The sequence below is a fragment of the Methylocystis sp. SB2 genome (assembly GCF_049817085.1).
Lineage (GTDB): Bacteria > Pseudomonadota > Alphaproteobacteria > Rhizobiales > Beijerinckiaceae > Methylocystis > Methylocystis rosea.
In genome coordinates, this window is sequence record NZ_CP187401.1 from 2,321,363 (window position 1) to 2,343,129 (window position 21,767).

Sequence of the window (21,767 nt, forward strand, 5' to 3'; positions counted from 1 at the left end):
CGGTCGCGCACTTATTCGTAATTCTTGATGAGTTGGCGCGCCAGGAGTTCGTTGCCCCGGTCGTTGAAGTGAAAGTCTCCCCAGAAATACAGCGATTTGAGAAAATCAGCGTTTTGCGCCTTGTATTGAAAAAAGTCGGGGAAGTGATCGAAATATCTCCTGCATTTGCCCGCGCACCAGTCGCGCCAGAGCCGAGCTTGCCGCGAGTTCTCGCCGTCGTAGAGAAGCTGTTGCGGCCACGGATAGACGCCAACCGAAAGCGCGATGCCGCGCGACGACAGAAGTTCATGCAGGCGATCCATCTGCTTTTTGGCTTTGTCGATTGACGCTTCGATCCCTAGAGCGCCATAGCAGCTGGAATCGTCGCTATACGTCCAACTTGGACGCGCGTAGTCACGACTATAAACGCTGCGCGATTTCGCGAAATCCTCGAAGCTCGCCTGTTCGATCGCTCTCCCCAACTGCGCCGAATAGCGCATCTGACCGAGGAATTCCCCGACATAGGAGACTTTCTCCCACCATCGCTTCTCCGGGCGCGGCAGCGGCGGGCGCGGCACCGGCGAACATTCCTCAGCGCCGGTCTGAAACAAGCCCATCTGCAATGCGCCATTTTTATCATACGAATAGAGAATGGCTTCGTCCTGTATGTCGGAGATATCGATGTAGACGACGGCCTCATCGAAGGTGAGCCCAGAGTCGAGAAAATATTTGAGCTTCTCGTAATAGACGGACGGCGCGTAGCTCGAGACGCCCGCATTCAACACATCGAGTGCGGGAAACGCCTGCGCAAAAAGGCCGACGAAAGACTGTTCGTAAGGAACGCCAAGGCTTTCCGTGAAGGAGTCGCCGATAAAGACGACGCGCTTGCGGTCCGCCGTCATCGGCACGCTGCGCACGGCGGCGTCTCTAAACCCCAGTGAATTGGTGAAAATGGGAAATTTATTGGAGCCCCAGGCGTCGAAGCCGTGAAAATTGGGCTTCAGGCCATGGGTGTAATGCGGATCGCTTACCCGCAACTCGTTTCTCGCAGGCGCCAGAAACGGATTGCCGCCCCTGTAGACGAGATGAAGTACTATCTCCGCAACGACGACGAGACTGAGGAGCAGGCCAAAGTTGATGAAAAGAATGCGAAACAGCTTGTATGTTGAGTTTTTGCGCGACCACGACATCGACATTGGCCAAATTTGGCTTCCCCGGGATTGTGGGCGCCAGTCTTGTCATAGATCGACTGAAAGGAGCAAGCTTCCTTTGCAAAAAAATCCTTTTGCGTCGCCGAATGCTCACGGCCTTTGCGGTGCGCTAAGAAGCCGCAGTAAATCGCGTCTCGGAGCTGCTCATGATCTCGCGTCTCAGCTGTTCGCTTACTGAAATCCTGCCGAGCTCTGCGTCGTTGCGGATTTTCTGCACGGCCCTCGCCGTCGCATGGGGCGGCTGCGCGGTCCATGCGCGCGATATGTCGCGCGCCGCCGCCGTGAGCGACACGTCCGCGGCGCTGGAAGCCTTGCGCGGCAATGGCGCCGCTCTACGCAGCTTCCTTGTCGAAATGCCGAAAGGCGCCGATTTGCACAATCACCTTGCCGGCGCCGTCTATGCGGAGAGCGCATTGGCTTGGGCGCGCGCGGAGGGGTGGTGTTTTGACGTCAAGAGCAAGGCCGCGCTGCCGCCGCCTTGCGACGCCGCATCCAAGCCGCCTTTGGACGAGGCGTTGCGCTCGACGCAGGCCTACCGAGACGCGGTCAACGCTTGGTCGATGCGCGACGTTATCACCGCGCGCGTGAGCGGCCATGATCAGTTCTTCAACAGCTTCTTCCGCTTTTCAGATGTGACAGGAAACAATATCGGCGCCGCTCTCGCGGAGGTTGTCGAGCGCGCCGCGTCCCAGAATGTCCTCTATCTCGAGTTGATGATCAGTCCGCTGATGGGCGAGGCGCGCGATCTTGGCGAGCAGATCGGCTGGAAGGACGATCCCGACGCAATGCTTGCGGCGCTCGACGCCAAAGGTCTCGGCGACCTCGTCAAGCGTGCGGCGGAGAGCGTCGTCGCCGTCGTCGCCGACAAGGACCGGCGGCTCGCCTGCGGCGACATGGTTCATCGTCGGCCCGGATGCGACGTCGCGGTACGGTTTCTCGCCCAGGTCTATCGCAATGTCGATCGCGCGAAGTTGTTTGCGCAGACGGCGCTTGCGGCGCGTCTCGCCTCGCGCGAGGGGCCGGTCGTCGGATTGAACCTCGTCGCCGCTGAGGACGATGAAATCACGCTGGGAAATTATAGCGAACAGATGCGGATCGTCGGCGACATCGGGCGCCGCCACCCGAAGGCGCGGATCAGTCTCCATGCCGGGGAGCTGACAATGGGGCTCGTGCCTCCCAAGGACCTGACCTTCCATATTCGCGAGGCGGTCGAGGTCGCCGGCGCGGGGCGCATCGGCCATGGCGTCGACATCGGCTTCGAGCACGACGCCAAAGGTCTGATGGCGCGAATGGCGCGCGATGGAATAATGGTCGAGATCAATCTCACGTCCAATGCGCAAATTCTCGGCGTCGAAGGCGCGAACCATCCATTCCCGCTCTATCGCAACGCGGGCGTGCCGACGGCCCTATCGACCGACGACGAGGGCGTATCGCGAATCGATCTCACGCACGAATATCAGCGCGCCGCGCGCGTCTACCAACTTTCCTACCGCGACTTGAAACAGCTCTCTCGAAACAGCCTGAGTTACGCTTTTCTTCCCGGGGAGAGCCTGTGGCGCGATCCTGCGGCCGCGCGCCCCGTTTCGGCTTGCCTCGACGCACAGCCTGGCGGGACTTCGCCTTCCGCCGAGTGTCGTCGTTTCTTGGCCGGTTCCGAAAAAGCCAGACTGCAATGGGCGCTCGAGACGCGCTTCGCGCGCTTCGAGTCGACATGGAGCGGGGGCGGGGGAAAGCCAGCGAACAGCGTAGCGCTCGCTTCCCCGCCTTCGTCTTCGGCCAAACGAGAGCGTTCCTCGCGCGGCGTTCGCTAAAGAATGCTGCGGCCCTGAATGACGCGCAGCACAATCACGATGATGGCGATGACAAGCAGTATGTGGATAAAGCCGCCGAGCGTATATGAGGAGACCAGCCCGAGCAGCCACATGATGACGAGGATGACCGCGATCGTTTCAAGCATTGTTCAGCCTTCCATTTGGCCAGCAAGGGGGGTCACAACTTTTTGCCAAGCGACTTTGCGTCGGTCTCGACCTTTTTCCAAGCGCCCTTGAGCTTCGTCCAGAAAGACTCTTGCGGCGCCTTCTTGCAATCATCGATGATTATAGGAATGACCTTCTCCGTTCCTTCGATATCGACGTCCGTTGCGAGCGGCTTGCCTTTCTTGCTCTGCGCAGAAGACCAGTAGATCACCTTGGGCTGAAATTGGTCGTCGACCGCCAGGAAATCCTCGCACGTCCATTTGGACGTCGGCTTCTTCGTTTCGGCGAGCGCGTTCGTCGCGTAAAAAGACAATGCGGCCGCGGCAATGAAATAAATTCGCTTCATCGGATGCTCCTTCGAGTCCACGCCTTCTGCGAAAAGCGTCGCCGAGAGACTATTGCGGAATTGCGCCGGTATCCAGTTCGAGCTGGCGCCGTCGCAGACCCGCTATTCCACCGCCAAAATGACGTCCGCAGCGTCGAAGGTCGCCAGCGCGGCGTCCCCTTCTTTCAGTCCCATGTCTTCAACAAGGTGGCGCGGCGTCACCGCGGTCATTGTCTTTCCGAAACCGACGTCGAGCAGGATTTCGCTATTGCGTTCGGCGTCAATCCGCTGCGTGACCACGCCCCGGAAGCAATTGCGCTGCAGCGGAGTCGCGTCCCCCGCTGGCGCCAGATTGACGAAGGACGCCTTGATCAGCGCCAGCGCCTTGCGCCCGCGAGAAAGGCCCAGTCGCTCGGCTGATTCATTGGTGACGATCGCCAGGATCGTATCCTTTTCCGACACGCGCAGCGTCACTTCGACGTCGACCGGCCACTTCTTGACCTGAGTCACTTCGGCGCGAAAAACATTGCGCGCGGAAATTGTCATGCCCGTGGTCCACAGCAGAAAATCCTCGGCGCCCGCGAGACCCTCCTCGGCGATCGTCTCGGAGATGCGCGCAAGTTTTTCTTCGAGGCGGTGGAAGGTGGCGATCAGCCGGCGTCCTTCTTCCGTCACTTCGGCGCCGCCGCCGCTGCGGCCTCCAGCCTTGGTGATGAAGGCGGGCGTCGGTAAGAGATTGTTGATCGCGTTCACCGCGTCCCATGCGGCCTTGTAGCTGAAGCCGACCGCCTTGGCGGCCTTGGTGATGCTGCCGTGAAGGGCGACGGCCTCGAGAAGCTTCACGCGGTCGCGCCCAACGAGGAGTCGGCCCTCGCTACGCAGCGCCAGTGAAGCATCGATCTTGCCTTCGGCCATGTCCTGCGTCCCGCCTCATCGCCCGGATACAGGGCAAGACGGCCGGAGGCAACCGCGGCTAAGATGAATGTTCGGTTAGTGGAGCGTTACTCTCGTCCGCGAGGGTCTCCGTCCCCCCGCCGGCGACTCAGCGATCGCCCTGACCACCGCCTCGGCGATGGCGCGGCCGCGTTCGTCGGTTCCGGTCCAGTTCGAGGCGCGTCCGCGCGGATCGATTTCCACGAGCTTGACGCCCCGCGCCGCATGCACCCCGTCACGCGCGATCCCGCGCAGGAAGCCGTCCATCGGCGCCTGGATGGGAAGGCCGTCGAGTCGGCCGAGGAGATAATCTCTGAAAACCCGAGCGCCGATGTCGAGCGGCGTCCGCCAGATGCCGTCGCGCGCCGCGTAGATGAAACGCTCCTTGCCGACGCCGCCGAGCACGCGAGCGACGCCGTCTGAAGGCAGCGTCGCGCCGTTTTCGAGCAGTTCGCCCGTATGCGCCGGATGAGTCTCGATCGCCACGTCGCAGTTCCAGCCCGCCGTGAAGTTTGGACCCAGCCCGATCACGAGACCTGCGATCCCGCGCAGATCCGGCGTGACGCGGTGCTTTTGCATGCGGGCGTCGATCAGAACGTCGGGCGCGCGCAGAGGGATGAGATCCGTCAAGGGCAGAGGCGAAACGGCGACATGTCCCGGCCGGGACAAGACGTCGACCACATCCAGCGTCGTTTGCGTCAGATCGGCGACCACGCCGTCGACTTCGGCGCGATCTCCATAAAGCGCGTCGTGAAAGGCCATCCCTCGTCGGATGACCGGCGGGTAAGCGTCATGGCTGAGAACCACGCGGCGCCGCTCCCATGTCAATCGCGCCGCGACCGCGGAGGCGATCTCGTTCGTGCCGAGGATGATGACGAAATGCTCACTGCAGTCGGAGAGGAATTCTTTTGCTGAAAAGCCTGGCATGGGGCGCCCTCCGGCGCCTTTTCAGCAAATGACGCGCCAAGTCGCGCGCCTTTGTTTTGCAGGGAATTCGGCGCCGGCCAGGCGGCGGAGAATCCTCGTTTCACGCATTTTGTATTGAAGCCGACAATACGAACAAACAGCAAACGGCGCTGAAATTATTCCAGTTATCATTTTGAAATATCTAACTATTTTTGTCGAACAGCGCTATGTTATCGGAGAACATATCAACATCGATATGTCCATACAGTTTTGCACATGTACTGATCATACGTTGCTTAAAGTTCTAACATTGACTTTTGTACCGCTCGTTTGTAGTCAAGCACTATGTAAGCTAACTACATAACGGTTATCGATCACATGATCCGCGCTGTCGCCGTCGCTGCATTCGCAAGCTTTTTCAGCCTTCTATGCACTCCGCCGTCCGGCGCGTCGGCCAATGAGACGATCACCGTCGTCACCAGCTTTCCTGAAGAACTGACCACCCGTTACGAGCGGGAGTTCGAGCGCAATCACCCGCAAATCCACGTTCAGTTCGTCTGGAAGCAGTCTCGCGACGCGCTTGTCGAACTCGCCAAGCCCGACCAAGGGGGCGCGGATGTCTATTGGGCGCCTGCGCCGGCGAATTTCGCGCTGCTTCGCGACCGTGGCGCGTTTCGCAAAATATCCGTCGACCGCGCTGCGCTTCCCGGCCGACTGGACGCGCAGCAATTGTCCGATCCCGCGGGCCTCTACGAAGCCTATGATGTCGCCGGCTATGGGGTCGTCTCAAATCCAAGCGCGCTGGCGGCGGCCGGCCTTTCCGCGCCGCGACGCTGGCGCGACCTCGCGTCGCCCGAATATGCGCGCCGGCTCGACATGCCGATCGCCTCAAAGGTCGGCTTCTCGCCTGCGCTCTATGACATCGTTCTGCAGAGCGAAGGTTGGGACACAGGTTGGCGTCTTCTTGGCGAGATGGCCGGCGAGGCGACGCTGCTCGATTCCGGAGTCGCGCCGACGGCCTCTGTGCGCGAAGGCAAAGCGGCGCTCGCGCTGACGATCGATTTCTTCGCCGAGATCGCCAAAGCCAATGGCGCTGCGGTCGAGATGATCTATCCGGAGCGCACGGCGTTTCTGCCCGCCCATGTCGCGATGACCGCCGGCTCCGAGCACGTCGCCGCTGCGCAGGCCTTCATCGACTTCCTGCTGTCGACCGACGGCCAGCGACTGATGATGGAGCGCGACAGCCGCCGGCATCCGGCGCGACCCGACGCCTATCAAAGCGCGCCGCAGGGCTTTGCCGATCCCTTTGCGCTGCCGGCGTCAACGCTCCTCGACTACGATTTGGAGATCGGCCGCCGCCGGCCGCCGCTGATCGCGCTGCTCTTCGATCTCGCGATCGTCGAAGGCCATGCCGAGAGCGCCGAACTCTGGCGCAAGATTCACGACGCCGAGAAAAAATTCGCCGGCAATGCGAAAGCCATGGCGGCGCTCGGCGAAGCGAAGAGATTCGCCGGCTTCGTTCCGGTGTCCGAAAGCGACGCGCGCGCAGCGCCCTTCCTCGAGCGCTTCGCGCGTCGCGACGCCATCGATCCGCAGCAAATCGCACAATGGCGCGAGGAGATCGGCGCGGCGCGGCGACAGGCGCGTGAGCTCGTCAAAGGCCTGGAGCCGGCGCCATGAAACGCTTCGGCGTCCTTCTATGCGCCGCGATGCTCGCGGGCGCCGCGCGCTATGAGACGAGCGGCCCCGACACCGAGGCCTTCATCCAGCCGGTTGAAGGATTGGACGGCGAACATGCCGCGAGCTTTCGCAAGGGGAGCGGGATTTTCCGCCAGGCCTGGGTCATCGGACCGTCGCAGGACCATCCAGACTTTGTCGGTCTTGGTCCGTTCTACAACCGGCTTTCCTGCATCGCCTGCCACGTCAAGAATGGTCGGGGCGCCGCGCCAGACAGCGAAAATGGCGTCGCGCGCACGATGGCGGCGAGGCTGAGCGTCGAGGGAAAGGACGCGCATGGCGGACCGCGCGTTCATCCTGATTACGGCGCTCAGCTCAATCCTGAAGGCGTTCCCGGCGTTGCTGGCGAAGGCCAGCCCGTCGTCGACTACGCGGAATTCGATGTGGCGCTCTCTGATGGCGCGACAGTAAGGCTTCGTCGGCCGACGCTCGCCTTCCGCAATCTCGCTTACGGTCCGCTCGGGCCCGAGACGAAGACGTCGCTGCGCAATGCGCCGCCGGTCTTCGGCTTGGGTCTGCTCGAGTCGGTCTCTGAGAGCGAAATTCTCGCCGGCGCGGGCAGACCAAATTTCGTCTTCAGCGTTGAGACCGGTCAGAGGATGCTCGGCCGCTTCGGACTCAAAGCCAATCAGCCAAATCTCAAGCAGCAGATCGCCAACGCCTTCGTCGAAGACATCGGGATAACGTCGTCGCTGTTTCCTGCCGAGAGCTGCGCGCCGACTCGCAGCGAATGCCGTCGCGGCGCTTCGATACCGGAATTGACCGACGCTCAACTCGACGCCGTCGTCGATTACATCCGCGCGCTTGCGCCGCCGGCCAGGCGCAATCTCGACGACCCGCGCGTCAAGGACGGCGACGTTCTGTTCCATGACATCGGCTGTTCGAACTGCCATCGCGACGCGCTGCATGTTGCGGACTTCTCGCTGCAGCCCGCGCTCAACGGCGTCGAGATTCATCCCTACACCGACCTTCTGCTGCACGACATGGGCGACGGGCTCGCCGACGGCCGCGAAGATTTCGAGGCTGGTCCAAGAGACTGGCGAACGCCGCCGCTCTGGGGATTGGGCCTCGCCGGCAAAGGCGGAGACGGCGCGGATTTTCTGCACGACGGCAGGGCGCGCACGCTCGCAGAGGCGATCCTCTGGCACGGCGGCGAGGCGCAATCATCCGCAAACGCGTTCCGCGATCTTCCCGAACGTCAGCGCGACGCGCTGTTCGCTTTCCTCAACTCTCTCTGATGTCCATGGGGGCAAATGATGACCAGGCTGCTGACGACAACGGCGATTTCAGGCGGCGTTCTTCTCGCGCTATCAACTCCTGTGGACGCGCAGACGCCGCTGCCGCCGATCGAAGTGAACGCGCCCAAAGCCTTCGAACTCGGCCAGATCAAAGTCGGCGCACGCCGGCTCGGCGTCCCGACACGCGCTGCAGAACCCGGCGACGGCGCAGGCGAGTCGCGCTCTACGCAAGCGGTTCCATCGGAAAAGATCGACAATGGTCCGACGCCCAGTCAGCACACCGACGCCTTCGGCGGCTACACCATCACCAACAGACAGATGGAGACCTTTGCACGGCCAACGCTCGACAGCGCGGTCAATATCGCGCCGGGCGTCAACAGTCAGATCTCCGGCAATTCACGCAATGAGCAAAATATTTATGTACGCGGGTTCGATCGCTGGCAGGTGCCGCTCACCGTCGACGGCGTTCGCGTTTATCTGCCGGTCGACAACAGACTCGATTTCGCGCGCTTTCTCACCGCCGACATCGCCGAAGTGCAAATCGCCAAGGGCTATGTCTCGGTGCTCGACGGTCCGGGCGGCATGGGCGGTCAAATCAATCTGGTGACGCGCAGACCCACCCGAGAGATTGAAGCCGAATGGCGCACGCGATTCGACTTTGGTCGCGACGGCACATTCCTGGGGCCGATGACCTACGGTTTCGTCGGCACGAAAAAGGACATGTATTATGCGCAGCTCAGCGGCACCTTCCAGAACTACGACGGCTGGATGCTGCCCGCGAGCTATCGCTCGACGCTCGCTCAGGGACCGGGCATGCGCGGTCAATCCTATACGCAAGACTACAATATCAATGCGCGCGTGGGCGTGACGCCCAACGCGACTGACGAATATTCCCTAAGCTTCAGCCGCCAGGAGGGACAAAAGGGCGCGCCGCTTCATACGACTGATCCCATAGCCACGCAGCGCTTCTGGCGATGGCCGTATTGGCGGGTCCAGAACCTCTATTTCCTGTCGAGAACTCAGCTCAATGAAGCCGCCTATGTGAAGACGCGCGGCTATTGGAGCAAATTCGACAATTCGCTCGTCTCCTATGACGATCCTTCCTTCATCAATCAGTCGCTGCCTCGATCCTTCAACAGCGCATACGCCGATTATGCGCTCGGCGCAGAGGTTGAGGCGGGCGCGCAGATCGGGGACATCGACACGCTGAAAGCGCTGTTCTTCTATCGCCTCGACAATCATTCCGAGTGGCAGGAGAATTTCGGGCAGAATTTTCGCGGCACGCGCTCGGGCTGCGTGACCAGCGTGCCGTGCTTCACTCAGCCGCTGATCTCCAGCATCGAAGATACCTATTCGGCGGCCGTGGAGAACACATTCCACCCGAGGCAGGACATCGATATCGTTGCCGGCTTCAGCTATGATTGGCGGCATCTGCGCCAGGCGCAAGGCTTCGCCGTTCCGCAGGGCGTCATCAATTATCAGCCCATCGACGTGCAGGCGCCGAACTATCAGGGCGCAGCGATCTGGCGCTATAACGACACGGACCGCGTTTACTTCAACGGCTCGAGCCGAACCCGCTATCCGACGCTTTTCGAGCGTTTTAGCACGCGCTTTGGCGGCGCGACGTCCAATCCCACGCTCATGCCCGAACGCGCCACCAATTTCGATCTCGGCTGGTCAAGTCTTATTGCGCCGGGAATGCGGGTGTCGGTCGACGTCTTCTACAGCCTTGTCGACAAACTCATCCAAAGCGTGCCTGCGCCGCAGTTCGGCGCCAATGTCACGCAGTCGCAGAATGTCGGCGGCGGGAGGTTCTGGGGCGCGGAAATCTCGGCCGACTATTTCGTACGCGAGGATTTTTCGCTCGGCGGCAATGTCACCTTCATTCGGCGCCGGGTCTATTCGCCGTCGATCCTCAATTTTCAGCCGACGGGCGTGCCCGACTTTAAAATGTTTCTTTACGCCGGATACCGCCCCATTCCCCAGCTGACCTTGACGCCAAGCCTGGAAGTCGCGGACGCTCGCTGGACGACCATTACAAACGGCAATTGGTATTATCGGACCGGCGCTTATTGTCTGACGAACTTCAACGCCGATTATACGCCGGGCGACAACATCAAATTCTCGGCGGGCGTGCGCAACGCCTTCGATGACTACTATGTGCTGGCCGACGGCTATCCCTCTCCGGGCCGCACCTTCTATCTCGCGTCGAAAGTGAACTTTTGAACGCGCGCGCGGCTGTGACGCACCGCGAGACCCGCTGCGCCGCGCTCGCGCGGCGCAGTGGGATCGTCTATTTCAGCTTCGCGTCCCATGTCGGCGAATCCGGCGCGCGAAAATCAAAATCCCAGGCAAATCTCCGGATGAGATTGTAGCCGATCAGGAAAGAAACATCGCGGCCAAGCGCGGCGCGCAAGGCGCCGAAGTCATAGGAGATCGCATAGAGGTCGCGCAGGACGCGACCTTCGCCCAGGTCAAGCGACTTGATCTTGTAGACCTGTAAGGAAATGCGTTTTCCGCCGACGCCGCTTGCCCGGGCTTTGGCCTTCACGGCCGTGAACAGCCCCTTGTGCTTGCGTATGAACTGCTGATCGACGGCCGAGACTTCCGCGCCCGAGTCGAACAGGCCGACCGCAGCCGTGGCGCCGAGGCGCAGGTCGACGCCGACAAGACGCCCGTCGGGTCCCAGCCGCCGAAACGGCTTCGGGCGGCCGCTCGCCGTCGCGTCTCCGAAAAAGACGAGTTCGCGGCGATCGATATCGAGGCTGAATCGCGCGCCTTTGAAAAAATCGAGCCCCAAAAGGTCGTCAGCATCGCCAGGCGGACATCGCGTGAGTTGATACTTCGCTCGCGCGACGTTGTTTCCTTGATCGGCGACGAGTTCGACATTCTGCGCTTCGACATCGTCACAGCGCATTGTCGCGCCTGAGGCTCCTGTGGAGAGGCTTGCGCCGAGCACCGGCAAATCCTTGTTCCAAGGCGCCAGCCTGATGCGCGTGCTCGAGGCCCCCGTGTCAAGGCGCATGTTTCCCATGACATTGCCGATGCGGACCGGCAGGTAGATGCGCCCGCCGGAATATTGATCTTCGGTCAAGGTCAGCGGAATGACGGAACGGCTCCTCTCGGCGCCTACGGCGGCGACCGAAAACAACAGCGCTGCAAAGAGGACCAACGCCGTCGCTCGAAAAAGTTTCATGAACTGCTTCCTGCCGCCGAACACGCCTTCAGCCGCTAAGAGACGCGTCTTGAGCCTCCCGCGCAAGCTCCAGGCGCTGGCCCTTGTAGCGAGGCGCGTAATGGAAGGTCACGAGCCGCTTCGCGAATTGAAAGGTCGTCGAGGGGAAGAGGCGCTACGGTCCGGAATGGGGCCAATTCCATTCTGCCGCCTGGACTGCATAAGGGGTAAGCAACCGTTCGCGAATTCCGCATCCTGCTTACGGCTGTGAGCCAGCTTCTGTTGGTTGGTGGGGGTCGATGCGAAACATCGATATACATGGTACCGCCACCCCGGCTCGAACGGGGGACCCCCAGATCCACAATCTGGTGCTCTAACCAACTGAGCTATGGCGGCGTTTAGCGGCGCGAACCTAAAAGCAAGCGTTCGCGATTGCAAGCCTTCGCAAGGGCGGATCGGGGCGCCGTCACGCGTCGCCAGGCGCGCCGCTCGGGCCGGCGAGCGCATGTTCGCCGAGCCTGATAAGCGCGTCGCGCAGGCCTTCCTCGGCGACGCCCTCGGCCGCCGCGATGGCGCGCGCGCGCGCCGCCGCGTCGGGCTTGGGCGCCCGGCCAAGGCTCGGCCGAGACGCTGTTGTGGGGGTTATGGCTTCCTGTCGTAGCGCGATCCGCGCGACGCAGCGCCAGCCGAGATGGGCATTGACCCGATCGATAATTGTCGGGGCGAGATGCTGCGCCTCCAGACCGAAGCCCGGGTCCACCCGTAGTACGAGTGTCGCCGGCTCTCGCGGCGTCTTTTCGCGGCGCTTGCCCGGCGACGGGTCGGCCGGCTTCGCTCGCCGCTGCGGCGGCCACTGCAGCGAGGCGGGCGCGCAGATCCGCGCGATTCGCGCCCCGACGATCTCCCGCCAGCACAAGAGCAGCGAAGCTTCGCCGAAGCCGCGCGCGGCGATGAGCGGGTCGAGTTCGCGCGCGACGTAATCCGCGAGCGAGCGCGCTTTGAAGCCTTTGGCGCGCATGGGGACGCTCATTGGACTTGCGGCGACGCCGCCCTCCTTGCCGGGGCGAGGCTTCGCCCTCTATCAATCGCTTTCATGATAAAGCCTCGCGCGAGATCGACCAAACCGGGCGCGGCGCTGCTCGCCTGGTACGACGTCCATCGGCGCGACCTGCCCTGGCGCGCGCGGGCCGGCGAAGCGCCGGACCCCTATCGGATCTGGCTTTCCGAAATCATGCTGCAGCAGACGACCGTCGCGACGGTGAAGGAGCGCTATGCGGCCTTCCTGACGCGCTGGCCGGCGATCGATGATCTGGCGCGCGCGTCGCTCGATGACGTTCTCGCGCAATGGGCGGGGCTCGGCTACTACGCCCGGGCGCGCAATCTGCACGCCTGCGCCCGCGCGGTCGTGGATTCTGCCGGCGGATTTCCGCGCGACGAAGCGGCGCTGCGCCGGCTTCCCGGAATAGGTCCCTATACGGCGGCGGCGATCGCCGCCATCGCTTTCGATCAGCCCTGCGCCGCCGTCGACGGCAATGTCGAGCGCGTTATAGCGCGTCTTCACGCAATGGAGACGCCGCCGCGCAAGATTGCGCCGCTCGTTCGCGAAAAGGCCGCGGCGCTGATGAGCCCCGCGCGCCCCGGCGATTCCGTTCAGGCGCTGATGGAGCTCGGGGCGCTTGTTTGCGCGCCGCGAACCCCGGACTGTCCCGCCTGTCCGCTGTCGTCTTTCTGCGCTGCGCGGCGTCTCGGCGCGCAGAGCGACTACCCGGCGCGCGAGCTCAAGCGGCCGAAGCCCAGACGCCGCGGCGCGATCTTTATCCTGCGGCGCGGCGACGAGGCGTTGCTCCTGCGCCGGCCGCCGCGCGGGCTCTTTGGCGGCATGAACGCCTTTCCCTCGACGCCTTTGACGCAAGATGTCGCCGCGGCGGAATTCTCCGGTTTCGCGCCCTGCGCGGCGCAGTGGCGCGCGCTCGAAGAGCCGGTGACGCATGTGTTCACCCATTTCGCGCTGGAGGCGACGGTGTTCGTCGCGCAAACGCGCGCCAAAGCGGCGCCCTCGGATTGCCGCTGGGCGGCGCGCGCCAATCTCGGTAAAGAAGGACTGCCCACCCTCATGCGCAAGGCCGCCGCTCGCGCCGGACTTCTCGACGCATGAGGCTGCGAGGCTGGAGGGAGCGATGGCGCGACGCGCAGGCGGCTATCAGGTTGAAGTGACGGAGGGCGCGATTCGCGTGCGCCGCGCCGGGAAAACGCTCACCATCCCCGCCGCGCCGCCCGACGGCGAATCTGAAGAAGACGCCGATTTCATCGTGCGTCTCGACGACCTCGAACATTGGGACGCACCCGACGATGAAACCCCGATCGGCATCGAGGAGCTGCAGAAAATCCTCGACGCGGTCGAAAAGCAGCTCGAAAAGCACGGTTTGAGCGCGGATTTCGAATAGCGCGCCAGTCTCAAGCTTGTCAGATCGCCCAGCCGAGCGAACGCTCGACGGCCTTTTCCCAGGATGCGATCAGGCGCGCCCGCTCCTGCGGCGGCATATGGGGTGTAAAGCGACGTGATTGTCGCGTGTGCGCGGCGATGTCATCCAGGCTTTTATAAACGCCGACGGCGAGGCCCGCCGCATAGGCGGCGCCGACCGCCGTCAACTCCAGCTGGCTGGGGCGGACGACCGGCGCGTCGATGAGGTCGGCCTGAAACTGCATCAACAAATCGCTCCCCGCCATGCCGCCGTCGACCTTCAGCGCGCTGATCTCAACGCCCGCGTCGGCGATCATCGCCGCCAGGACTTCGCGGGTCTGAAACGCCGCGGCTTCGAGCGCCGCGCGGGCGATATGGCCCTTATTGGAGAAACGCGTCAGCCCGGCGATGATCCCGCGGGCGTCGCCACGCCATCGCGGCGCAAAAAGACCAGAGAAGGCCGGCACGAAATAGACGTCGCCATTGTCCGGCACACTCCTCGCCAGCGCCTCGATCTCGCCGCTCTCTTTAATGAGCCCGAGATTGTCGCGCAGCCATTGCACCAGGGCGCCGGCGATGGCGATCGAGCCTTCCAGCGCGTAGCAGGGTTTCGCGTCGCCAAGCTGATAGGCGAGCGTCGTCAGCAGGCCTTTGGTCGATATGCGCGGCGTCTTGCCGACGTTCATCAGCAGAAAGCAGCCGGTGCCATAAGTGTTCTTGGCGTCGCCCACATTGACGCAGGCTTGCCCGAGCAGCGCGGCGTGCTGGTCGCCGAGCGCGCCGGCGAGCGGAACGCCGGCGAGCGCGCCGACGCATTCCCCGTACACTTCGCTCGACGAGCATATTTTCGGCAGGCAGGCTGGGGGAATGTTGAATATCCGCAGCAGCTCTTCGTCCCAGTTCAGGGTTTCGAGATTCATCAGCTGCGTGCGCGAGGCGTTGGTCGCGTCGATGAGATGGCGGCCGCCGCCGGGGCCGCCAGTCAGATTCCAAATGATCCAGGAATCAATCGTGCCGAACAGCGCCGCGCCCTGCGCCGCCCTTTCGCGGACGCCGGGGATGTCGTCGAGAAGCCAGGCGAGTTTGAGCGCGGAAAAATAGCTCGCGAGCGTCAGTCCGGTTTTTGCGCGGACCAGATCCCCCAACCCCTGCGCCGCGATCCGGTCCACGGCGGCTTGCGTTCGGGTATCCATCCAGACGATCGCATGATGAAGCGGCGCGCCGGTCGCCGCATCCCACAAGACCGTCGTCTCGCGCTGGTTGGTGACGCCGACGGCCGAGAGGTCGCGAGCTGAGACGTTGGCCTCGGCCAGCGCCGTTTCGATCACGGCCTGCGCATTGCGCCAAATCTCGGCGGCGTCATGTTCGACCCAGCCGGGGCGGGGATAGATTTGCCGGTGCTCGCGCTGCGCCTGGGCGATGATCCCGCCATGACTGCGCATGACGATAAAGCGGGTGCTCGTCGTGCCCTGATCGAGCGCGCCCAGGAGTTTGGACATTCATAACCCTCTGATGAACAGAAGTTTCAGCCTCGGTTCAGCGCGTTCGCCGTAATTGGAAAATGGTTACATCATTTCTCAAAAGGAGGATGCTCCATGAGATCGGCAGCCGTCAAAACCCTATCGGCGCCAATCAAGCCGGCCCTCGCCGCGCTTCTTTTCGTTCTCGCTTCGAACGCATTCGCGCCAGAGGCTTCCGCGCTGCCGGGGATCGATCGCGCGCCCACGGCTCAGCTGGGCCCCGGCGTCGAGAAGGCGCGCTGGGTGTGCGGACCCTACCGCTGCTGGTGGCAGCCCGGCTATGGCTGGGGCGGCGGCTACGGCTGGGGTGGTCCGCGCTGGGGCGGGGGCTATGGTTGGCGACGCCCAGGCTGGGGCGGACCAGGCTGGGGCGGACACGGCGGCTGGGGCGGCGGCGGTTGGGGCGGCGGCGGTGGCTGGGGACACCGTCACTGGTAGGAAAGATTTAACCCCAAGATCAGCCCCGAGATCAGGAGCCGCGGACGTCGTTCGCGGCTCATTTTTTTACACTTGCCGGGAGATCGATTCGTCCAAAATGTATTTGATAAACCGGCATGGTCCTTGCCAATCAGAGTTCATCGGCGCGGGTCTGTCCGAAAGGCGACACGCGGGAGTTGGCAAACGGAAGGAGATGTTGTAACCTACTGATACGAAAGGTAGTTTGCAATCTTTCCAAAGAAGGGAAATTTGCAACCTTTCCAGAAAGTAGTTTGCAACCTTTCCAAACTAGGCTAAGTAATGATCGTCTGTTCGTGCAACGTCCTGTCGGACCGCGATGTGCGCGATACGCTTGGGCCACGCGGTGACCGGCCTTCGGTTTCAGCTGTGTTCCGGCATATGGGCTGCGAGGCGAAATGCGGGCGCTGCGTGCGCAGCATTGTCGCCATCGTCGACCAGCACGCCGCGAGAGGATTGGATGAGTGCTCGGGGAGCGGCGATTGTGAAGGCTGTCGCGCCGACGAACTGGCGGCGTAAGTCTATTTTCATGGAAAGGATGCGGACATGCGCGGTGACGCGAAGGTCATCGATTATCTCAATCGCGGGTTGCGCGCAGAATTGACCGCGGTCAATCAATACTGGCTGCACTACCGCATATTCCACAATTGGGGTTTTCTCGAACTCGCCAAGAAATGGCGGGAAGAGTCGATCGAGGAGATGCGTCACGCGGATCATTTCGCCGAGCGTATCCTCTTCCTTGAGGGCTTCCCGAATATGCAGGTGCTCGATCCGCTGCGTATCGGCCAATCCGTCGAGGAGATCGTCAAGGCGGACCTCGAGACCGAGTTCGCCGCCCGCGAGCTGTATCTCGAAGCCGCGGCCTATTGTCTCTCGATCAACGATCGCGTTTCCGAGCAGCTTTTCGAAGGCGTGGTGAAGAGCGAGGAAAAGCACATCGACTTCCTCGAGACGCAGCTTGAGTTGATCAAGCAGCTCGGCGTCCAGCTTTACTCGCAAAAGCACGTCGGCGAGTTGCACTCCTCCTGACCGGGAGCCGCCATCGACCGCCGCAGGATGCTCACGCGTCCGCGGCGGAGGCGGGTCATTCCATCACCGCCGCCTTCAGAATGCACACCATTGTAGCCTGCGCCGGCGTTTTGCCGAGGTTGCGGATAATGTGCGGCCGGTCGCAGCGATAGCGCAGGGTTTCCCCAGCTTTCACGCTCGACTTCGCTCCGGCGACTTCGACCTCGAGCTCGCCGTCGCGCACCGACAGGCTCTCGACCGAGCCGCGCTGATGCGCCTCGGATTCCAATACGCCTCCAGGCGCGGCGGCGAATTCATAGCACTGCAGCCACTCGACCGTCTTGATCCAGCCGATGATCTCGAGCCGGCATTTGCCGTCGTCGGACACCAGGATGGGCGTGTCCGCTTTGCTGGTTTTCTCGAGGAAGGGTCCGTCTTCCGTCGCCTGCAATACCCGCTCGATCGAGACGTCGAGCGCCTGCGCGAGACGCCAGATGGTGGCGAGCGTGGGATTGGTTTCATTGCGCTCGATCTGGCTGATGATCGACTTGGCGACTCCAGACTGCGAAGAAAGTTCGGAAAGCGACAAATTATAGGCTTTCCGCAGCCGCTGCACGGTCGCGCCGAGCTGACCGGAAAGCGCCAGCGCGCCCGCCTGCAACATTTTTTGCTTGTCCTGACCTTCGACGCCCATGATCTCCAGCGCTTCAGCAGCGCCCGTAGGTTTCAGAATCGATCGGCAAGATAACCGACTGCGTTCGAAATATCGAACAGCGACCCCCGCGCTTGCGTCTGCTCGAGCCCGAGGGGCCATGTCATCTGGCTGTGATGCGAATCTGGTCAATCAGGCCAAGCGGCGAAGGCGAGAGGCGAACAGCTCATGCTCGACAGAAACGCCAGGGTGAAGGTCTCCCAAGCGGTGCGCTCCAACACAGCGCAGATGTCGGATCCGGTAAGTGAACATGCAGTTAAGCGCTATCGGACGCTGTTTTTGTCCGATCTGCATCTGGGCGCGCGCGGCGCCCAGGCTGAACTGCTGGTGGATTTCCTCAAACATAACGACGCCGACACGTTCTATCTTGTCGGCGACATCGTCGACGGCTGGCGGCTGAAAAACGGCTGGTATTGGCCGCAGGCGCATAACGACGTGATTCAAAAGCTGTTGCGCAAGGCTCGAAAGGGCGCGCATGTCATCTACGTGCCGGGCAATCACGACGAATTCGCCCGCGAATACACCGGTCTCAACTTCGGTGGCGTCGATGTCGTCGACCACGCGCTGCATGAAACCGCCGACGGCAAGACCATGCTGGTCATCCACGGCGATCAGTTCGACATCGTCGTGCGCAACGCCCGCTGGCTCGCCTTCTTCGGCGACTGGGCCTATGATTTTGCGATCGTCGTCAACACCTGGTTCAACCGTGCGCGACGCATGTTCGGCGTCGGCTATTGGTCGCTTTCCGCTTGGGCGAAGCTGAAGGTCAAGAACGCCGTCAACTTCATCGGCGATTTCGAGAACGCTCTCGCGTCCGAGGCGGCCCGCCGCAACGTTGACGGCGTGATCTGCGGACATATCCATCACGCGACGATCAAGACGATCAGCGGCAAGCTCTACGTCAATACCGGAGATTTTGTCGAAAGCTGCACCGCGATCGCCGAGCATGACGACGGCGCATTTGAGATCTTGCGGTGGCACAAGACGGCGGCCGAACGCGACGCCGCTGACGCGGCCGAGCGCGCCAGGGCCTTGCCGGACCAGAGAGCGGCGGCGGCTTGATGCGAATATTGGTTGCGACGGACGCCTGGCGTCCGCAGGTCAATGGCGTCGTCCGATCGCTCGAGACCATGGCGCAGTCGGCGCGCGCGCTGGGCGCCGAGATCGACTTTTTGACCCCGCGCGACTTCAATTCGCTGCCCATGCCGACCTATCCGGAGATCGCGCTGGCGCTCGCTTCGCCGCGCGCCGTTCGCCGGCGGCTCGAAGATGGTTATGACCACGTCCATATTGCGACGGAAGGGCCCATCGGCCTTGTGACCCGCGCGGTCCTGCTGAGGGCGCGCCGCTCCTTCACCACGAGCTTCCACACGCGCTTCCCCGAATATATCCAGGCGCGTTTTGGGCTTCCCGTCGGGGTCGCCTATGCGGCGTTGCGCCGTTTCCATAACGCCGGCGCCGGCGTGATGGTGTCGACGCCAAGCCTGTCGCGCGAATTGTCAGAGCGTGGATTTCGGCGGGTCCTGCGCTGGTCGCGCGGCGTGGACCACGCGTTGTTTACCCCCGATGCGGCGACGCCGCTCCCTTATGAGCGGCCGATTTTCCTTTACGCCGGGCGCCTCGCCGTAGAGAAAAACATCGAGGCGTTTTTGTCACTCGATCTGCCGGGCACGAAGCTTGTCGCCGGCGACGGACCGGCCCGCGCGGGGCTTGAAGCCAAATTTCCGCAGGCGAAATTCCTCGGCGTCAAAACGAGCGCCGAACTTGCGGCGCTCTACGCCGCATCTGACGTCTTCGTTTTTCCGAGCCGCACCGACACGTTCGGCATCGTGCTGCTCGAAGCAATGGCCTGCGGCCTGCCGGTCGCAGCCTATCCGGTCACGGGACCGCTCGACGTCATCGGGGCGAGCGGCGCGGGCGCGCTGAACGAGGATCTACGGACGGCCGCGCTAGCGGCGCTCGACATCAGCAGGGAGGCGGCGCGCGCGCATGCGCTGACCTTCACCTGGGAGAATTGCGCGCGACAGTTCCTCGACAATATTGCTTATGCGCGCGGCGCGGCCGCGCTCGGCGGCGTCGGCCTTGAGGCGTTGCGCGAAACGAGCCAGGCGTCCGCCGAGGACCGTCGGTCGGTGAAAAAGCGGCAGCCCGTCCAACCCTGAGTCATCGTCATTTCAGCGCTTGCAATTGTGATCGCTGGAGACAAGAGAGCGAAGCCGCTATGGTCGCGCCGCCGCAATCCCCGCGCGGCGCACCGGAGCGTCTTCTTGAGCCTTTCGCCTGAAGAAATCGAACGCTACGCGAGGCATCTCGTGCTGCGCGACATCGGCGGGCCGGGCCAGAGCAAGCTCAAGGATGCGCGTGTTCTCGTCGTCGGCGCTGGCGGGCTCGGCGCGCCGCTCTTGCAATACCTCGCCGCGGCCGGCGTCGGCGCGCTCGGCGTCGTCGACGACGACGCGGTTTCACTGTCCAACTTGCAGCGCCAGGTGATCCACGCCACGCAAGACGTCGGCCGCCCCAAGGTCGAAAGCGCGCGGGACGCTATCGCGCGCCTCAATCCGCATGTCGTCGTGGAGCCGCATGCGCTGCGGCTCGATGCGACGAACGCCCGGGCGCTGATCGGGCGCTACGATGTCGTGGCCGACGGTTCGGACAATTTCGCGACGCGCTATCTCGTGTCGGACGCCTGCTATTACGAAAGAAAGCCGCTCGTGACGGCGGCGCTCGGCGGCTTCGACGCGTCGCTGACGACGCTGCGGCCCTTCGAACGGGCCCCCGACGGCGGCCCTAATCCGACCTACCGCTGCCTGTTTCCGACGCCGCCGCAGGCGGGTGAAATCCCCACCTGCGAAGAAGCCGGCGTTCTCGGCGCGCTTGCCGGAATCGTCGGCGCGATGATGGCGCTCGAAGTCGTCCGCGAGATCGTCGGCTTCGGCGAGGGGCTGGTCGGCCGTCTGCTGCTCATCGACGCGCGCGGCATGCGCTTCGAGACCATCCGCTACGCTTTTGACCCGGAAAATCCGCTCAGCGGCGGCGGAGCGCAATCATGAATGCGCTCCATAGGGCTCCACTTCGGCGAAAGGGGGCGCTAAAGCGCCGCGATGACGGCGATCTCGACCTTGTAGGCCGGCGCCACGAGCTTCGCTTCGACGGTGGCGCGCGCGGGCGGATTGGCCTTGTCGACCCATTCGTCCCAAACGCCGTTCATCTCTGCGAAGGTCGCGATGTCGGCAAGGTAAATCGTCGCCGACAGGATGTTGGCCTTGGCGCTGCCGGCTTCGGCGAGAAGCGCGTCGATCTGCGCGAGGATTTCGCGAGTCTGATCGGCGACTGATCCGCCCTTGGTCTTGTCGGCCACCTGGCCGGCCGTGTAGACGGCGTTGCCGCGAACGACCGCCTGGCTCATACGCGGCCCCGCGCCGATCCTCTTAATGTTGCTCATCTCGCCTCCATGCGTGCCGCGCCGGTCTAGGCGAAGCGCGTGTCGCGGGCAAGCGGGTTAGATCATGGTCATTCGGTTCGTTGGTCCGCGCAGAGATCGCTCTGTGATCCGATCATTGCGGAAAAAGCGCGTCGAAGCGCGAGTTGAGAAGAATTTGCCGCGCAAGAACCGCTCGCCAACGAGACCGAGCGTGAGGTTGATGCCGCCGACCCACAGAACCATGGACTTGTTGATGAGCTCGATATCGTAGCTTGTATAATAAGCCGAGCGCAGCCATTCAACGAGATGCAGTAGAGGGTTATACGCCATGTATTCTCGAACGCTTGCGGGCATCGCAGTCGGCGGCAGAAAGACGCCCGAGATCATGTAAAGGCCAATCATGACGAGGATGAAGAAAAGGAGAAAGAAATTCCCAACGAGCGCGCACATGACGACGTTGAAAAATCCTAGTCCGATGCCGAGAAACACGGCGGCGCCAATCGCTTTGGCGGCTTCGGCGGTGTCTACAGGCAAGATGTCAATATCGAACAAGCTGACGACAAACACGAATAGCGCAAGCACGATGAGAGCGTTGAGCGTTTCCAGGATGCAACGACTGAAAATGAGATGGAGCGGCTGGATGACTGGGATGTTCAATAATTGGCGATTCGGCGGAATGGCCATCGCCAACAGACGTGCAGGATAAAGA

23 protein-coding genes and 1 tRNA gene are annotated in these 21,767 nt (G+C 62.6%); 12 read left to right on the forward strand and 12 right to left on the reverse strand.

What is annotated here, in order from left to right; translation table 11 throughout:
* Window positions 1-11: 11 nt before the first annotated feature.
* Complete coding sequence (locus ACPS74_RS11330) at window positions 12-1,175, reverse strand: SGNH/GDSL hydrolase family protein (protein WP_029649379.1); 1,164 nt, start codon at window positions 1,173-1,175, stop codon at window positions 12-14.
* A gap of 161 nt (window positions 1,176-1,336) precedes the next feature.
* On the opposite strand from ACPS74_RS11330, the gene ACPS74_RS11335 reads away from it, so the two are divergent.
* Entirely contained in the window at window positions 1,337-3,001 is a 1,665-nt protein-coding gene (locus tag ACPS74_RS11335) for an adenosine deaminase family protein (protein ID WP_029649378.1), read from the forward strand.
* Here ACPS74_RS11335 and ACPS74_RS11340 read toward each other — a convergent pair.
* The 4 genes from ACPS74_RS11340 to ACPS74_RS11355 all read right to left on the reverse strand — a co-directional run bounded on the left by ACPS74_RS11340 (window position 2,998) and on the right by ACPS74_RS11355 (window position 5,351).
* Complete coding sequence (locus ACPS74_RS11340) at window positions 2,998-3,147, reverse strand: lmo0937 family membrane protein (protein WP_109024397.1); 150 nt, start codon at window positions 3,145-3,147, stop codon at window positions 2,998-3,000. The two genes, ACPS74_RS11335 and ACPS74_RS11340, sit on opposite strands and share 4 nt — an antisense overlap.
* Window positions 3,148-3,179: 32 nt before the next feature.
* On the reverse strand, window positions 3,180-3,512 hold the full coding sequence (gene hdeA / locus ACPS74_RS11345) for an acid-activated periplasmic chaperone HdeA (RefSeq protein ID WP_029649376.1): 333 nt from the start codon (window positions 3,510-3,512) through the stop codon (window positions 3,180-3,182).
* Window positions 3,513-3,614: 102 nt separating this feature from the next.
* The gene (locus tag ACPS74_RS11350; RefSeq protein WP_018406663.1) at window positions 3,615-4,406 is read right to left on the reverse strand and encodes a TOBE domain-containing protein; all 792 of its coding nucleotides are present in this window, start codon (window positions 4,404-4,406) and stop codon (window positions 3,615-3,617) included.
* Window positions 4,407-4,481: 75 nt separating this feature from the next.
* Window positions 4,482-5,351 (reverse strand): xanthine dehydrogenase, encoded by an 870-nt coding sequence (locus tag ACPS74_RS11355; RefSeq protein ID WP_029649375.1) that lies wholly within the window; start codon window positions 5,349-5,351, stop codon window positions 4,482-4,484.
* A gap of 357 nt (window positions 5,352-5,708) precedes the next feature.
* Between ACPS74_RS11355 and ACPS74_RS11360 the strand changes: the two genes are divergently transcribed.
* The 3 genes from ACPS74_RS11360 to ACPS74_RS11370 are packed head-to-tail and all read left to right on the forward strand — an operon-like array spanning window position 5,709 to window position 10,531.
* The gene (locus tag ACPS74_RS11360; protein ID WP_029649373.1) at window positions 5,709-7,010 is read left to right on the forward strand and encodes an ABC transporter substrate-binding protein; all 1,302 of its coding nucleotides are present in this window, start codon (window positions 5,709-5,711) and stop codon (window positions 7,008-7,010) included.
* Entirely contained in the window at window positions 7,007-8,305 is a 1,299-nt protein-coding gene (locus ACPS74_RS11365) for a di-heme oxidoredictase family protein (RefSeq protein WP_029649372.1), read from the forward strand. Before ACPS74_RS11360 ends, ACPS74_RS11365 begins: the two co-directional genes overlap by 4 nt.
* Before the next feature lie 15 nt (window positions 8,306-8,320).
* A complete protein-coding gene (locus ACPS74_RS11370) occupies window positions 8,321-10,531 on the forward strand; it encodes a TonB-dependent receptor plug domain-containing protein (RefSeq protein ID WP_244471409.1) in 2,211 nt (736 codons plus the stop codon).
* Window positions 10,532-10,598: 67 nt separating this feature from the next.
* Here the strand turns inward: ACPS74_RS11370 and ACPS74_RS11375 are convergent, their stop codons facing one another.
* From ACPS74_RS11375 to ACPS74_RS11385, 3 genes are all read right to left on the reverse strand, one after another.
* Complete coding sequence (locus ACPS74_RS11375; RefSeq protein WP_029649367.1) at window positions 10,599-11,501, reverse strand: aspartyl protease family protein; 903 nt, start codon at window positions 11,499-11,501, stop codon at window positions 10,599-10,601.
* A gap of 298 nt (window positions 11,502-11,799) precedes the next feature.
* Window positions 11,800-11,876, reverse strand: a tRNA-His gene (locus ACPS74_RS11380).
* 70 nt (window positions 11,877-11,946) lie between these two features.
* Window positions 11,947-12,498, reverse strand: a complete 552-nt coding sequence (locus tag ACPS74_RS11385) for a DUF721 domain-containing protein (RefSeq protein WP_029649364.1) — start codon at window positions 12,496-12,498, stop codon at window positions 11,947-11,949.
* A 75-nt stretch (window positions 12,499-12,573) separates the two neighbouring features.
* Between ACPS74_RS11385 and ACPS74_RS11390 the strand changes: the two genes are divergently transcribed.
* Window positions 12,574-13,635, forward strand: coding sequence for an A/G-specific adenine glycosylase (locus tag ACPS74_RS11390; protein WP_029649362.1), 1,062 nt, complete (start codon window positions 12,574-12,576; stop codon window positions 13,633-13,635).
* Between the two features lie 22 nt (window positions 13,636-13,657).
* Window positions 13,658-13,924, forward strand: coding sequence for an Imm74 family immunity protein (locus ACPS74_RS11395; RefSeq protein WP_018406673.1), 267 nt, complete (start codon window positions 13,658-13,660; stop codon window positions 13,922-13,924).
* Between the two features lie 19 nt (window positions 13,925-13,943).
* On the opposite strand, the gene glpK is transcribed toward ACPS74_RS11395, so the two are convergent.
* Window positions 13,944-15,440, reverse strand: coding sequence for a glycerol kinase GlpK (glpK, locus tag ACPS74_RS11400; protein ID WP_029649360.1), 1,497 nt, complete (start codon window positions 15,438-15,440; stop codon window positions 13,944-13,946).
* 96 nt (window positions 15,441-15,536) lie between these two features.
* Between glpK and ACPS74_RS11405 the strand changes: the two genes are divergently transcribed.
* The 3 genes from ACPS74_RS11405 to bfr all read left to right on the forward strand — a co-directional run bounded on the left by ACPS74_RS11405 (window position 15,537) and on the right by bfr (window position 16,946).
* The gene (locus ACPS74_RS11405) at window positions 15,537-15,899 is read left to right on the forward strand and encodes a hypothetical protein (protein WP_157055216.1); all 363 of its coding nucleotides are present in this window, start codon (window positions 15,537-15,539) and stop codon (window positions 15,897-15,899) included.
* 300 nt (window positions 15,900-16,199) lie between these two features.
* Window positions 16,200-16,436 carry a (2Fe-2S)-binding protein gene (locus ACPS74_RS11410; protein WP_014891379.1) on the forward strand — a complete coding sequence of 79 codons (237 nt, stop codon included), beginning with the start codon at window positions 16,200-16,202 and terminating at the stop codon, window positions 16,434-16,436.
* 27 nt (window positions 16,437-16,463) lie between these two features.
* Window positions 16,464-16,946, forward strand: coding sequence for a bacterioferritin (gene bfr / locus ACPS74_RS11415; RefSeq protein ID WP_029649358.1), 483 nt, complete (start codon window positions 16,464-16,466; stop codon window positions 16,944-16,946).
* A gap of 55 nt (window positions 16,947-17,001) precedes the next feature.
* Here the strand turns inward: bfr and ACPS74_RS11420 are convergent, their stop codons facing one another.
* The gene (locus ACPS74_RS11420; protein ID WP_029649355.1) at window positions 17,002-17,619 is read right to left on the reverse strand and encodes a helix-turn-helix domain-containing protein; all 618 of its coding nucleotides are present in this window, start codon (window positions 17,617-17,619) and stop codon (window positions 17,002-17,004) included.
* Window positions 17,620-17,805: 186 nt separating this feature from the next.
* Here ACPS74_RS11420 and ACPS74_RS11425 point away from each other — a divergent pair, with 186 nt between their 5' ends.
* The 3 genes from ACPS74_RS11425 (at window position 17,806) to ACPS74_RS11435 (ending at window position 20,687) form a co-directional block, all read left to right on the forward strand.
* The gene (locus ACPS74_RS11425; protein WP_029649351.1) at window positions 17,806-18,699 is read left to right on the forward strand and encodes a UDP-2,3-diacylglucosamine diphosphatase; all 894 of its coding nucleotides are present in this window, start codon (window positions 17,806-17,808) and stop codon (window positions 18,697-18,699) included.
* Window positions 18,699-19,799, forward strand: a complete 1,101-nt coding sequence (locus ACPS74_RS11430) for a glycosyltransferase family 4 protein (RefSeq protein WP_036241598.1) — start codon at window positions 18,699-18,701, stop codon at window positions 19,797-19,799. Before ACPS74_RS11425 ends, ACPS74_RS11430 begins: the two co-directional genes overlap by 1 nt.
* A gap of 105 nt (window positions 19,800-19,904) precedes the next feature.
* A complete protein-coding gene (locus ACPS74_RS11435; RefSeq protein ID WP_029649347.1) occupies window positions 19,905-20,687 on the forward strand; it encodes a HesA/MoeB/ThiF family protein in 783 nt (260 codons plus the stop codon).
* Window positions 20,688-20,725: 38 nt separating this feature from the next.
* Here the strand turns inward: ACPS74_RS11435 and ACPS74_RS11440 are convergent, their stop codons facing one another.
* Together ACPS74_RS11440 and ACPS74_RS11445 are read right to left on the reverse strand one after the other, a co-directional pair.
* Complete coding sequence (locus ACPS74_RS11440) at window positions 20,726-21,079, reverse strand: RidA family protein (RefSeq protein ID WP_029649346.1); 354 nt, start codon at window positions 21,077-21,079, stop codon at window positions 20,726-20,728.
* A gap of 57 nt (window positions 21,080-21,136) precedes the next feature.
* On the reverse strand, window positions 21,137-21,715 hold the full coding sequence (locus ACPS74_RS11445) for an ABC transporter permease (RefSeq protein ID WP_029649344.1): 579 nt from the start codon (window positions 21,713-21,715) through the stop codon (window positions 21,137-21,139).
* Between the last annotated feature and the right edge of the window lie 52 nt (window positions 21,716-21,767).

Coding starts and splice junctions, on each gene's coding strand:
- ACPS74_RS11330 (WP_029649379.1), bottom strand. CDS start 1,175: ATGTCGATGTCGTGGTCGCGCAAAAACTCAACATACAAGCTGTTTCGC.
- ACPS74_RS11335 (WP_029649378.1), top strand. CDS start 1,337: ATGATCTCGCGTCTCAGCTGTTCGCTTACTGAAATCCTGCCGAGCTCT.
- ACPS74_RS11340 (WP_109024397.1), bottom strand. CDS start 3,147: ATGCTTGAAACGATCGCGGTCATCCTCGTCATCATGTGGCTGCTCGGG.
- hdeA (WP_029649376.1), bottom strand. CDS start 3,512: ATGAAGCGAATTTATTTCATTGCCGCGGCCGCATTGTCTTTTTACGCG.
- ACPS74_RS11350 (WP_018406663.1), bottom strand. CDS start 4,406: ATGGCCGAAGGCAAGATCGATGCTTCACTGGCGCTGCGTAGCGAGGGC.
- ACPS74_RS11355 (WP_029649375.1), bottom strand. CDS start 5,351: ATGCCAGGCTTTTCAGCAAAAGAATTCCTCTCCGACTGCAGTGAGCAT.
- ACPS74_RS11360 (WP_029649373.1), top strand. CDS start 5,709: ATGATCCGCGCTGTCGCCGTCGCTGCATTCGCAAGCTTTTTCAGCCTT.
- ACPS74_RS11365 (WP_029649372.1), top strand. CDS start 7,007: ATGAAACGCTTCGGCGTCCTTCTATGCGCCGCGATGCTCGCGGGCGCC.
- ACPS74_RS11370 (WP_244471409.1), top strand. CDS start 8,321: ATGATGACCAGGCTGCTGACGACAACGGCGATTTCAGGCGGCGTTCTT.
- ACPS74_RS11375 (WP_029649367.1), bottom strand. CDS start 11,501: ATGAAACTTTTTCGAGCGACGGCGTTGGTCCTCTTTGCAGCGCTGTTG.
- ACPS74_RS11385 (WP_029649364.1), bottom strand. CDS start 12,498: ATGCGCGCCAAAGGCTTCAAAGCGCGCTCGCTCGCGGATTACGTCGCG.
- ACPS74_RS11390 (WP_029649362.1), top strand. CDS start 12,574: ATGATAAAGCCTCGCGCGAGATCGACCAAACCGGGCGCGGCGCTGCTC.
- ACPS74_RS11395 (WP_018406673.1), top strand. CDS start 13,658: ATGGCGCGACGCGCAGGCGGCTATCAGGTTGAAGTGACGGAGGGCGCG.
- glpK (WP_029649360.1), bottom strand. CDS start 15,440: ATGTCCAAACTCCTGGGCGCGCTCGATCAGGGCACGACGAGCACCCGC.
- ACPS74_RS11405 (WP_157055216.1), top strand. CDS start 15,537: ATGAGATCGGCAGCCGTCAAAACCCTATCGGCGCCAATCAAGCCGGCC.
- ACPS74_RS11410 (WP_014891379.1), top strand. CDS start 16,200: ATGATCGTCTGTTCGTGCAACGTCCTGTCGGACCGCGATGTGCGCGAT.
- bfr (WP_029649358.1), top strand. CDS start 16,464: ATGCGCGGTGACGCGAAGGTCATCGATTATCTCAATCGCGGGTTGCGC.
- ACPS74_RS11420 (WP_029649355.1), bottom strand. CDS start 17,619: ATGGGCGTCGAAGGTCAGGACAAGCAAAAAATGTTGCAGGCGGGCGCG.
- ACPS74_RS11425 (WP_029649351.1), top strand. CDS start 17,806: ATGCTCGACAGAAACGCCAGGGTGAAGGTCTCCCAAGCGGTGCGCTCC.
- ACPS74_RS11430 (WP_036241598.1), top strand. CDS start 18,699: ATGCGAATATTGGTTGCGACGGACGCCTGGCGTCCGCAGGTCAATGGC.
- ACPS74_RS11440 (WP_029649346.1), bottom strand. CDS start 21,079: ATGAGCAACATTAAGAGGATCGGCGCGGGGCCGCGTATGAGCCAGGCG.